Genomic DNA, 12,139 nt, shown 5'->3' with positions numbered 1-12,139 from the left:
CTTCCTCAGGTGCCGACCACCGTATCCGCCCAGTTGGAAACGGCCCAGCGTGGATTGCTGGCGACGTGTTTGACCGTATCGCGCGCAACCGTGATGAAACCCCATTCGGCGACATTGATCAGCGGCAGATCGGCGGCGATCTGCTTCTGGAAATCCTTGTAGAGCACCGTGCGGGCTGCCGTATCCACGGTTTCCGCCGCCTTGTCGATCAGTGCATCGAGCGCCTTGTTCTCATAGCCTCCCTGATTGGAGAAGCCGACGCCGGCTGGAATGCCGGAGCGCACGAGAATGGTGGTGGAGATCGCCGGATCGCCACGGAAGACCGGCGGCGCGATGGCGAGATCGAAGGCATGGTCGGTATAGACGGCCTTCTGGTGCGCGGCGGCATCGTTGTTGACCAGTTCGGCATCGATGCCGATTTCCTGTAGCGCCTGGCGAAGATAGGAACCGAATTGCTTGGTTTCATTGAAGTAAGGCGCTGGCAGAAGCTTCAGTGAAAACCGCGTTCCGTTCGCTCCGCGTGCATAACCCGCCTCGTCCAGCAGGGCGTTCGCCTTGGCAACGTCGAAATCGTATGTCTCGACGTCTCTCGTATAAAACTGAGGTGCATTTTTCGGTACGGGGCCGGTCGATGCCGTGGCGTAACCGAGGAAGACCTTGTCGATAACGAATTTCTTGTCGATGGCGTGGGCGATCGCCTTCCTGACCTTGAGGTCGGCCAGCTCCTTGCGGCGGTGGTTGATTTCCACGACGAGCTGATAGGTGAGGGCTTCGTAACCTTCCGGGATCACCTTGATGCCCGGCTCCTTCGCGATGCGGGCAAGATCGGCAAGCGGCACGGCGGAAAAGGCCGCAAGGTGGATTTCTTCGGCTTCAAGCGCGGAGGCGGCGCCCGCCCGGTCGGGCAGAACGCGATAGATGATCTCATCGAGCTGCGGCTGGTTCTTGCCCCAGTAATTGGGATTGCGGGTCAGGCGGTAATATTCGCCGGGCTTATATTCCGCAAAAACGAAAGGTCCGGTGCCGACCGGTTTCGTATTGGCCGGATTGGTGGCGATATCGCTGCCTTCATAAAGATGTTTCGGCACGACGCTGGTGACAACCGGCAAAGCGTTGCGGATGAGCTGGAAGGGTGTCGGCTTGGAGAAGTGGAAGATGGCCGTGTGGTCATCTGGCGTATCCACTTTTTCAAGATTGGCAAAGACCAGCCGCCCAAGGTTTTGCAGCGGCTTCCACACCGAAAGTGCGGAAAAAGCCACATCCGCGGAGGTGAAGGGTTTGCCGTCATGCCAGGTCACGCCTTCGCGTAGCTTGAACGTGGCGCTCAAACCGTCATCCGATCCATGCCATTCCGTCGCAAGCCTTGGTTCCAGCCCGTCCCTGCCATTGAAGGAGGTCTCGGCCAGCGGCTCAACGATCTTGCTCGCGATATAGAACACGCCGTTGGAGGCAACGATGGCCGGGTTGAGGTTCTTCGGCTCCGAATCGGCCGCAACGATCAACCGCCCACCGGGCTTTGACTGCTGCGCGGCGGCAATGCCCGCAAGTCCGGTGGTTGCGGCAAGAAGGAGCGAGGTCTTGACAAGCGAGCGGCGGGACAGGTGGACAGGCGACATGAGGTTCACTCCGGAATGAGGGCGGGCGGGCCTTTCCGCTGGGCCGCGGCCTGCCCGATCTTAAGACTGCAACCGCAGCAGTGTCCACGTTAATTCACGGGCTTTACAGCAATGATTTTACGTTGCGCGACCGCTTGCGGAAACAATATGCTTCAAGGCGCCACTCCCCTTTTCTTAAGCCGCGCCGGTTGCCGTAAAGCGGCGATGAAAAACTGATTTAACGCAATAAATATAGAGGCTTGGAGTGCCGATACCTTGCTGGCGTATGTCACGTCCCGCCTGTGGCAAAAGCGAAATTCTGTCTGCGTGACCCGGTTTGGAAAGGGGTAATTAACCTTTATTTTCTATTTCAGGGAGACCGAAATATGTACGTTTATGATGAGTGTGCACGCTGCCATGAGCTTCTCCCGATCCAGATTCCAGAATTCGTCCAATAGCGTAGGGGAGGGGAGCGATAAGGCTCGTCATGCCGGCGGCAAGGCCGTTGCCGGTCAGGAGCAGGCCGCGGCAATGAAGGCGGGTGTTGCGCCCCGGCCGAATGCCGATGTCAGCGCTGCCGACGCCATCGAGGGTCGCGCCGAAATGCCGGGCTGGCAGAATGCTTTCGTGCTTGGCCCGAATGTGCGTTTCACCCGCACGCCGGAAAGCGCCTTTAGCCGACGCATGCCGGTCGAGACGCCGCATCTTGTGGAAGAGGAAGCTCCCGCCGACATCCCTTCCGAAGCTGCCGAGCCTGAGATGGTCGTGCAGCCGGAGATTACTGTGCAGGAGCCTGCACTTCCAACGGTCGTAAAGTCGCCGGAGCCGCGCATTCAACCGCCACGCATGCCGTTTCTGCCGCAGCCGCCGGACGCGCGGGGCGCAAGGGCGCTGACCTACAAATTGCGACTGGAGCTTGCGCGCAAACAAGCGGAAGAAGCCGCTGCAGCGGCCCTGATGCCGCCTCAGCCGGTTGACACACCCACGGTCTTCGAAGCGCCGGTGCCGGGAACTGATTCACCCGTTCAGCCGCTGCCCGCCGCGTCGGTTGCATCTTTCGAACAGGTCGCAACGCACCAGGCATCCATTCCCGCCTTTGCCGCCCATCTGCCGGATGAGCTTTTCTGGGAAGTGATGACGCTCGATCTGCCTGTTGACGCCGGAGAAGGCCTTCCCGCATCTGCGCGCACAATTCTCGCAAACCCGTTGCTGACAGCACCTGCGATTGCCCCGACGCTGGCATCCGCATCTCCTGCCGCTCCGGCAATCCGGCTTTCGGCCGTACCGCCCGTCGTCAGGATTCCAGGTGGTTCAGCGATCAGGCTTTACCGCGAAATCGGCGTGCATCATCCTGCAATTCCAGCCCCAACTCAGGTCGTTGAACCAGAGATCGCTCCGCAGCCGGTCGTGGAGACGGTCGTGGTTGCTGAGCCGCAGAGGCCTGTTGAGCAGGTTCAGCCGACAGAAAGAATCGTTGCCGAGCCGCGTTTCACGCCCCGCGCGCCCATCCAGGCCTCGCAGCCGATGTTCCGGGAAGCGCCGGTCTTTGCAGACGGCGAATATGAATACCCCTCCATCGATCTTCTGCAGCAGGCACGCGTCCAGCAGACCACGACCATGACGCCAGAGGCGCTTGAGCAAAGCGCTGGCTTGCTGGAAAGCGTGCTGGAGGATTTCGGCATCAAGGGCGAGATCATCGATGTGCGCCCCGGCCCGGTTGTGACGCTTTACGAATTCGAGCCCGCCCCCGGCGTGAAGTCCTCGCGCGTTATCGGCCTGTCGGACGATATCGCCCGCTCGATGTCGGCGCTCTCGGCGCGTGTCGCCGTTGTGCCCGGCCGCAATGTCATCGGTATCGAGCTTCCCAATCCGGTGCGCGAGACGGTCTATCTGCGCGAGCTTATCGAAGCGACCGATTACAGCGAGACCCGCCAGAAGCTAGCCCTTTGCCTTGGCAAGACCATTGGCGGCGAACCTGTCATCGCCGAACTGGCGAAGATGCCGCATCTGCTCGTTGCCGGTACCACCGGCTCGGGCAAGTCGGTCGCCATCAACACCATGATCCTGTCTCTGCTCTACCGGTTGAAGCCGGAGGAATGCCGCCTGATCATGGTCGATCCCAAGATGCTTGAGCTTTCGGTCTATGACGGCATTCCGCATCTTCTGACCCCTGTCGTCACCGATCCGAAGAAGGCGGTCATGGCACTGAAATGGGCCGTGCGCGAAATGGAAGACCGCTATCGCAAGATGTCGCGTCTCGGTGTGCGCAATATCGACGGTTACAACGCAAGGGCCGCTGCCGCCCGCGCCAAAGGGGAGACGGTGTTCTGCAACGTGCAGACCGGCTTCGACCGCGCAACCGGCGAAGCTGTCTACGAGCAGGAGGAAATGGACCTCACCGCCATGCCCTATATCGTCGTCATCGTCGACGAGATGGCCGACCTGATGATGGTCGCGGGCAAGGAGATCGAAGGCGCGATCCAGCGTCTCGCGCAGATGGCGCGCGCTGCCGGTATCCATCTCATCATGGCCACCCAGCGCCCCTCGGTCGATGTCATCACCGGCACGATCAAGGCCAACTTCCCGACCCGCATTTCTTTCCAGGTGACCTCGAAGATCGACAGCCGGACCATCCTTGGCGAACAGGGTGCCGAACATCTGCTCGGCCAGGGCGACATGCTGCACATGATGGGTGGCGGCCGTATCTCCCGTGTCCACGGTCCGTTCGTGTCGGACGAGGAAGTAGAAAAGGTCGTGGCGCATCTGAAGACCCAAGGTCGGCCTGAATATCTCGGCACCGTTACGGAAGACGCCGACGAGGCTGACGACGAGGCGGAAGAGGAAACGGCGGTCTTCGACAAGACATCGATGGGCGACGACGATAGCGACGATCTCTATGAAAAGGCCGTCAAGGTCGTGATGCGCGACAAGAAATGCTCCACCTCCTATATCCAGCGCCGCCTGTCGGTCGGATACAATCGTGCCGCCTCCCTGGTCGAGCGCATGGAGCAGGAAGGCATTGTCGGTCCCGCCAACCATGTCGGCAAGCGCGCCATCATCGCCGGTGAACGCGACACTTACGAGGCGATTGGCGGCGACGACTGATTGATCCATTCGGGGCGCGATATTCGATTGCAAAAACGCGCCCCGTGACTAGCTTGTGCGGCATGGATTCTGGAATCGGGAGGTTCCCCTGATGTCGCACAGCAATGAAAATGTCACCGTCCTCGCAAGGCTGGATGAACTGGAGCGGTTTTGCCGTTCCGTTTTCCTGGCTGTCGGCACCGATGATGAAACGGCCGATGCGGCGACCCGCGCCATGATGCATGGCACACGGCTGGGCGTAGACAGCCACGGCGTTCGGCTTCTTGCTCACTACGTCGCAGGACTTGAAGGCGGGCGACTCAATCCCCGGCCGCAGATCAGCCGCGTCTCCGGTTTCGGCGCGGTGGAGACGATTGACGCCGACCATGCCCATGGCGCCCGCGCTACCTATGCGGCCATGGACAGCGCTATGGCGCTTGCGGGCAAATTCGGCATCGGTGCCGTTGCGATCAGGAATTCCTCGCATTTCGGCCCGGCCGGCGCTTACGTGCTGGAGGCGGCGCGGCAGGGGTATATCGGCATCGCCTTTTGCAACTCCGACAGTTTCGTGCGCCTGCATGACGGCGCGATGCGTTTCCACGGCACCAACCCCATTGCAGTCGGTGTGCCGGCAGCCGATGACATGCCCTGGCTTTTGGACATGGCCACCAGCGCCGTGCCCTATAACCGGGTTTTGCTTTACCGCAGCCTGGAACAGCAATTGCCGGAAGGAGTTGCGTCTGATGGCGACGGTATCGACACGCAGAACCCCAATGCCGTTGAAATGCTGGCTCCGCTGGGCGGTGCCTTCGGTTTCAAGGGAGCGGCGCTTGCGGGAATGGTAGAAATCTTCAGCGCCGTTCTCAGCGGCATGAAGCTCAGTTTCGATATCGCCCCAATGTCGGGGCCTGATTTTTCCAAGCCGCGCGGGCTTGGGGCCTTCGTCCTTGCGTTGAAGCCGGAAGCCTTCCTTGAGCGCGAAGTGTTCGACGAGGGCATGAAACGCTATCTTGAGGTACTGCGGGGATCGCCAGCGCGTGAGGACTGCAAGGTCATGGCGCCGGGCGATCGGGAATGGGCGGTAGCGGCAAAGCGGGAGAGGGAAGGCGCACCTGTCGATCCCGTCACGCGGGCTGCGTTTTCGGAACTTGCGGCAAAATTCTCGATCATTCCGCCCGCATATCACTAAGACGGGGCCTGTCGGTGACGGCGGCTTTTCGCCGCCATCGCATCGTCAGGCGGGGCGCTGTAGCATTTTGGGCTGCGGGTAGGGGGTAGTCGCCACGTTCAGCCTTTCGGCGACGACCGGGCGTCCGATATAATAACCCTGCGCATAATCGATCTCGAGCTGGCGCACGAGCCTCAGCTGCTCTTCCGTCTCCACGCCTTCGATCAGGATCTTGTGGCCGCGATTGCGGATGAGACGGATCATGTCCTGCAACATCGCCCGGCCGCGGGGTGTCTTGCTGTCATGCAGGAAGGAGCGGTCAATCTTGACGGTATCGAAATCCGTCATCCGCAGCCAGGAAAGGCCCGCAAATCCAGTTCCGAAATCATCCAGCCATATATTGATGCCGAGCGTCTTCAGATCGTTCAGGCAGCGCAATACATCCGAATGCATCTCCATATCCAGGCCCTCGGTGATCTCGAAGGCCAGCCTGCCGCCGGCAATCCCCGCCTCAACGAGGATCGCTGCGACCGAGGTAGCAAAACCGGGGTTCTTCAGCTGCATCGGCGATACGTTGACACTGACCACCGATACCTTGTCATCGGCCAGTATCTGCCGGCAGGCGGTCTTTATGGTCCAGAGACCGAGCTCCATGATCGTGCCGGTGCGTTCGGCAATCGGGATGAAGATGCCGGGCGAAACGGAGCCACCGTCGAGCAGGCGAAGCCGCATCAACGCTTCGGCTCCCGCCGTCTCGTTGGTCGATATGTTGAGGATCGGCTGATAGACGAGAGAAACGAGGTTTTCCGCGACAGCGATTTTCAGAAGTGCGGCGATATTTTCGGTTTCGTCGCTGGTCTGCGGATCGTCCGGATCGAACAGCTTCATGCAATTGCGGCCATTGGCCTTGGCGATGTAAAGCGCCCGGTCCGCCTCGTTGATGATCTTTTCGAGCTTGCCGTCCGGATTGGGGCGGGTGAAAGACGCGCCGATACTGACGGTGACGATGAAGGTGCCGTCCCGGCGCTGATCGTGCGAAAGCGACAGGTCTTCGACGGTGTGGCGGATGGTTTCGGCAAGCTCACCAACCTGCTGTCTGGACTTGAACGGAGCGAGTACGATGAACTCCTCACCGCCATAACGGCCGATGGAGGCGCCATGGTCGATGATCGCGTCCTGCAGGGCGTTGCCCACCGTAACGAGACACTTGTCGCCTTCCTGGTGGCCGTAGCGATCGTTGTATTTCTTGAAGAAATCCACGTCGATCAGAAAGACGGCGAAACCTTCCCCCTTCTTGCTCCAATTGTCCCACAACAGGCGCAGATGCTGGTCGATGGCGCGGCGGTTCTGCAGGCCTGTCAGGGAATCGGTATTTGAAAGCCGCAACAGCGCCTGCCCGCGCTCATCCGCCGCTTTCTGCTGGGCCTTGGCCTCCAGTGCGTTGAGAAAGACGTGGTAGCGTTCCCGGTTCAGGTTCCAGTTCACGTAAGAGGTGAAGACGAAGCAGGATATATAGAAGGTGCCGAAAGCGAGCTTGTAGAACGCATCTTCGGGAAACTGCGTCGCCGCCAGAAAATAGGTGACGAGAATGATGCCCGATGACACGAGCGAAAGATGGAAGCGGAAGGTGAAAAACAGATTGGCGCCCATCATGAAGATCGCCCCGAAAACCATGTAATAGGACATGTTTTCGAGATTGTCGGTCAAGAGCGAGGGCACGAGCCAGCCAATATAGCCCATGACCAGCGCAGTGGCGCAGGTGAGGTCAAGTGCGGCGGTGCTCGCGCCCATGCGCAATTGAATTTCGAGCGTCAGCAGGGACGTCAGGACGACGATAAGTCGCGCGATGATGGTGTAAAAGGCGACGTCGGGCACCAGAATGATGTCCGTAATGGCAAATAGCAGATAGATGAAAACAGCCGTCCACAGGCCCCGCCTGATCGAACCCCGGCGGCTACGCTCACCTTCCTGCTGGTAAAGGGCAAGAAGTTCATCAGAAAACCGGGCGTCCGGCCGCCGATATTCTTGCTGTCCACTCACCTCGCCTAACGTGTGCTTCATGCACTTTCCCATAGTGTTGCGTATACTTTATCAAGTAACTGCTTATTCGACCTTTGCGTGTACTTTCACGCTAAGCGCGATTTCCTGCCGATTTCTCTCCATGCGGGCGGAAACATGAAAAGCAAGAGCGCATCATACGCTCGCAACATTAAGTTTCACTAAATCGCGTATCCGCTTTCTCCTCCGGTCCACGAGTGTGACCAAAAAAATACGCTAATAAACTAATGTATCCCTACACTGCTCAAAAATCGAAAGCGAGTGGCCTTCCGTCTCCCAGAAACGTATAGTTAACAATGTGTTAATACTGGAGGCTGAAGTGAGGCAGGTAAAGAAAAGAAATCTGGACGGGGCAAGTCTGATCACTCCTGATACTGTCGCAAAAGAGATTTTTGCACGGAAAACGGAAGCGTTCGATGAGCATTTCGCAGTTGCGAAAGCAGAGATCGCGATCATTCTCGAATTGGCACAACAGCAGTTCGAAAATGGTGTTTCAGCACATGAGATAATACATCGAACGGCAGGCGCACTGCATGGCCTGCGCGAAAAGCTCCACTCAAGCGTGTGGGCTGAACTGATTCCTCTGGTGCAGAATCACTCCGTGTCGGACTATTTTCTGGAAGATCCGTTCACGCGCTGGTCGTTCGAAAAGCCGCGGGGTTATTCGGGCGATGCGCAGCTTCTCGACTTCATCTACGGTCACGACAGCGTTGCCGATAAGGTGAAGAACGCAACGCCGCTTGGCGCGGCTCTCTACGATTATACGAAGGACGCCAGTTCCTCGGTCGCTGTCCGCGAGCGGCGGGATTTGCTGACCCGGTTTGTTGACGAGGCCGCGGCCCGGCATGGAAGCGAAACGGAAATCCTCACCATTGCATCCGGACATCTGCGCGAGGCGGATGCATCCGTGGCCTTGAAAGAGGGCAAGATCCGGCGCTGGGTGGCGCTTGACCAAGATCCCCTGAGTGTCGGTTCCGTTGCCCGCGATTTCAACGGCAGCTGCATCGAGGCGATTGACGGTTCGGTGCGTGACATCGTCCTGCGTTCGCACGAGCTCGGCAAATTCGATCTGGTATATGCCGCCGGTCTTTACGATTACCTGAACGACAAGGTGGCGATCAAGCTTACGCGGCGCTGCATGGAGATGCTGAAGCCCGGCGGAATGTTCCTCTTCGCCAACTTCTCCGAAGACATCGTGGTCGACGGCTACATGGAGACCTTCATGAACTGGGCGCTGCTGTTGCGCTCGAAGGCGGATATGTGGCGGATCGTCAACGCCAGCGCCGATCCCGCAAGTATCGAGGCGGAGGTATTTTTCGGCGAAAACCACAACATCGTCTATGCCACGATGCGCAAAAAGGCCTGAGCCGAACTTCGTTTCGCATGTCCGCGCGAAATAGGCCGCCCGCATTTTACCATGCGGGCGGCAAGCCCTGTGCACGCCAATAATTATTTGATTAAACGTCGCTACAGGCCTAAGAATTCGCGCGAAATGCGTTGCAGAATGGAATGGCTGAAATGAAGAAATATTATTCGGATATGGGCGGTCTGCCGGGTCAGACGGAACTGCTGTCGAGCAAGGCTGTTTTCAAGGCTGCCTATGCGGTCATCCCCAAAACCGTCATGTCCGATATCGTGACGAGCGTGCTCCCGCACTGGACCGGGACACGGGCCTGGATCATCGCCCGGCCGATGACCGGTTTTTCTGAGACTTTTGCGCAATATATCGTTGAAGTGCAGCCCGGCGGCGGCAGCGAGCGGCCGGAGCCAGACGCAAGGGCGCAAGCGGCGATCTTTGTCGTTGATGGTGAAATGACCGTGGAGTTCGAGGGCGTGCAGCATGCATTGCGGACCGGTTCCTTCGCCTTCCTGCCCGCCGGCTCGCGCTGGCAGCTGCGCAATTCCGGCACGGCACCAGTCAAGTTCCACTGGGTCCGCAAGGCGTTTCAGGCGGTGGACGGCCTTGAGCCGCCGCCGGCGATCTTCACGCATGAAGATGAGCACGCTCTGTCGGCGATGCCGGATACGGACGGCAAATGGGCGACCACCCGGTTTATCGATCCCGACGACGTGCGTTACGACATGCACCTCAACATCGTCAGCCTGGAGCCGGGCGCTACCATTCCTTTCATGGAAACCCATGTCATGGAGCACGGTCTTTACGTGCTGGAAGGCAAGGCGGTTTACCGGCTGAACGAGGATTGGGTGGAAGTGCAGGCGGGTGATTTCATGTGGCTGCGCGCTTTTTGCCCGCAGGCTTGCTATGCAGGCGGGCCGGGCCGTTTCCGCTACCTGCTCTACAAGGATGTGAACCGCCACGTGAAGCTCTGGTAACGGGCGGAATCTTGGCGAAACCGAGATTTATCGCGCAATCCGGTGGCTTGCGCGATAAAGGCTTGCGTTGGATCGAATATCCCTAATAAATCCAGATATGCGGTCAGTCATCGCTGTCTCGCACGATTTCGGCATTCGGCATCCGCCCTTATTATCCTGAAGAAGACTGCCCGTATGATTGAAACGATCGATACCAATATCTTCAATCTTGCCCCTGTGGCGATGTGGATCGAGGATTTCAGCGAGGTGAAAAGCCAGTTCGATATCTGGCGGGCGCAGGGCGTCGAGGATATCCGGGCGTTTTTGCTGGAAGATCTGTCGCGGGTGGCGGCGTGCTCGCAGAAAATCCGCGTAGTTCAGGTTAATGCCAAGACGCTGGAACTGTTCGAAGCGCGGGACAAGGCGCATCTGATCGATAATCTGCACCGGATTTTCCGCGATGACATGCTTGAAAGCCATGTGAACGAGCTTTCCGAGCTTTGGGCTGGAAAAACCGAATTCATCAGCAACGCCGTCAATTACTCGATTGGCGGAAAGCGGCTGGATATCCAGCTGCGCGGTGCGGTCATACCCGGCTACGAACAGACGCTCGGGCGGTTGCTGCTGACCACAGAGGATGTGACGGAACGTGAGGAGGCTCGCCGCAAGGAGCTTTTCAACCGCCGTTATGCTGAAGGCATGTTCCAACATTCGCCCGTTTCCCTGTGGGTGGAGGATTTCAGCCGGGTTCGGCGTCTGATCGAGGAGGTCAGGGAACGCGGCATCGTCGACTTCCGGGTGTTCATGGATGTGCATCCCGAATTCGTGCGCCAATGCATGAGCGAAATCCGCGTGATCGACGTCAACCGGGCAACACTGGACCTGTTTTGTGCACCGGACCGTCAGGTTCTCTTGCAGCGGCTTGGCGATATTTTCCGTGGTGAAATGGAAAAGCCCTTCCGCGAACAGCTGATGGAGCTGTGGAACGGCAATCTCAACCACCATCGCGAAGTGGTGAACTACGCGCTGGATGGTTCAGAGCGGCATGTGCTGCTGCATTTCTCCGTTTTCCCCGGCCACGAACGCGACTGGTCGCTGGTGCAGGTGGCGCTGACTGATATTACGGCGCGGAAAAAGGCGGAGGCCTATCTCGAATATCTCGGCAAGCATGATGTGCTAACCAAGCTGCACAATCGCGCGTTCTATTCGGACGAAATGAACAGGCTGGAACGCAGCACGATCCGGCCCGTTTCGGCCATCGTCATCGATCTCAATGGCCTCAAGGACGCCAATGACAAGCTCGGGCACGACGCAGGCGACGCGCTGTTGCGGCGCCTTGGCGAAGTCCTGAACGGTGTCGTTACTGCGCCGAACCATGCTGCGCGCATTGGCGGTGATGAATTCGCCATCCTTTTGCCCGGCGCAGACAAGCAGATCGCCGCGGCGATGGTGGATACCATTTACGAACTGCTGAAGATCAACAACCAGTTCTACTCCAATGCGCCGCTTAGTCTTTCGCTGGGCGTGGCAACCAGCGAGGCCGGCGAGACAATGGAATCGCTGGTGCGCCGTGCCGACATGCATATGTACGAGCAAAAAAACGCCTATTACGCCGCAATGCGCAACAGGTCTGCCGACAACAGCGATACAACGAAGGCCTCCCCGCAACCCGAAGCCAGCTCCCTGAAGCGCCTTCTCTAACCACAGGCATCTCGTGGGTGCATTGCCTCACTGAGGATTTCCAATGCTCTGCGGGACCATGGCCGCCAATTTTTGGGCCGTTAGGCGCCATCGTCCTGGTCAAATTTGAGTGTATTCTAAAAGACCAGCGAAATTTGCTTTACGTACCTCAAAACGAACGTTAGCTTCTTCCCAAGAGCTTTGGGAGGAGTTCGTGCATGATGATTTCAAGTAAAATCGA

At 58.6% G+C, this 12,139-nt stretch carries 7 protein-coding genes; 5 read left to right on the top strand and 2 right to left on the bottom strand.

Features of this window, described 5'->3' with window-relative positions; all coding sequences use genetic code 11:
- Window positions 1–5: 5 nt before the first annotated feature.
- A complete protein-coding gene (locus CRP02_RS04770; protein ID WP_097170416.1) occupies window positions 6–1,616 on the bottom strand; it encodes an ABC transporter substrate-binding protein in 1,611 nt (536 codons plus the stop codon).
- A gap of 375 nt (window positions 1,617–1,991) precedes the next feature.
- On the opposite strand from CRP02_RS04770, the gene CRP02_RS04765 reads away from it, so the two are divergent.
- Together CRP02_RS04765 and CRP02_RS04760 are read left to right on the top strand one after the other, a co-directional pair.
- Window positions 1,992–4,700, top strand: coding sequence for a DNA translocase FtsK (locus CRP02_RS04765; RefSeq protein ID WP_097170415.1), 2,709 nt, complete (start codon window positions 1,992–1,994; stop codon window positions 4,698–4,700).
- 91 nt (window positions 4,701–4,791) lie between these two features.
- The gene (locus CRP02_RS04760) at window positions 4,792–5,868 is read left to right on the top strand and encodes an Ldh family oxidoreductase (protein WP_038493899.1); all 1,077 of its coding nucleotides are present in this window, start codon (window positions 4,792–4,794) and stop codon (window positions 5,866–5,868) included.
- Window positions 5,869–5,913: 45 nt separating this feature from the next.
- Here CRP02_RS04760 and CRP02_RS04755 read toward each other — a convergent pair whose 3' ends face one another.
- The gene (locus tag CRP02_RS04755) at window positions 5,914–7,908 is read right to left on the bottom strand and encodes a putative bifunctional diguanylate cyclase/phosphodiesterase (RefSeq protein ID WP_097100215.1); all 1,995 of its coding nucleotides are present in this window, start codon (window positions 7,906–7,908) and stop codon (window positions 5,914–5,916) included.
- Between the two features lie 316 nt (window positions 7,909–8,224).
- On the opposite strand from CRP02_RS04755, the gene CRP02_RS04750 reads away from it, so the two are divergent.
- From CRP02_RS04750 to CRP02_RS04740, 3 genes are all read left to right on the top strand, one after another.
- Window positions 8,225–9,271 (top strand): class I SAM-dependent methyltransferase, encoded by a 1,047-nt coding sequence (locus tag CRP02_RS04750; protein ID WP_013761484.1) that lies wholly within the window; start codon window positions 8,225–8,227, stop codon window positions 9,269–9,271.
- A 143-nt stretch (window positions 9,272–9,414) separates the two neighbouring features.
- Complete coding sequence (locus tag CRP02_RS04745) at window positions 9,415–10,239, top strand: bifunctional allantoicase/(S)-ureidoglycine aminohydrolase (protein ID WP_097170414.1); 825 nt, start codon at window positions 9,415–9,417, stop codon at window positions 10,237–10,239.
- A gap of 174 nt (window positions 10,240–10,413) precedes the next feature.
- Window positions 10,414–11,919 (top strand): sensor domain-containing diguanylate cyclase, encoded by a 1,506-nt coding sequence (locus CRP02_RS04740; protein ID WP_097100217.1) that lies wholly within the window; start codon window positions 10,414–10,416, stop codon window positions 11,917–11,919.
- The last annotated feature ends 220 nt before the right edge of the window (window positions 11,920–12,139 follow it).

Source organism: Rhizobium sp. AN5 (genome assembly GCF_900215255.1).
GTDB classification, from domain to species: Bacteria; Pseudomonadota; Alphaproteobacteria; order Rhizobiales; family Rhizobiaceae; genus Agrobacterium; species Agrobacterium tumefaciens.
This window is presented reverse-complemented; position numbering and strand designations above follow the sequence as displayed.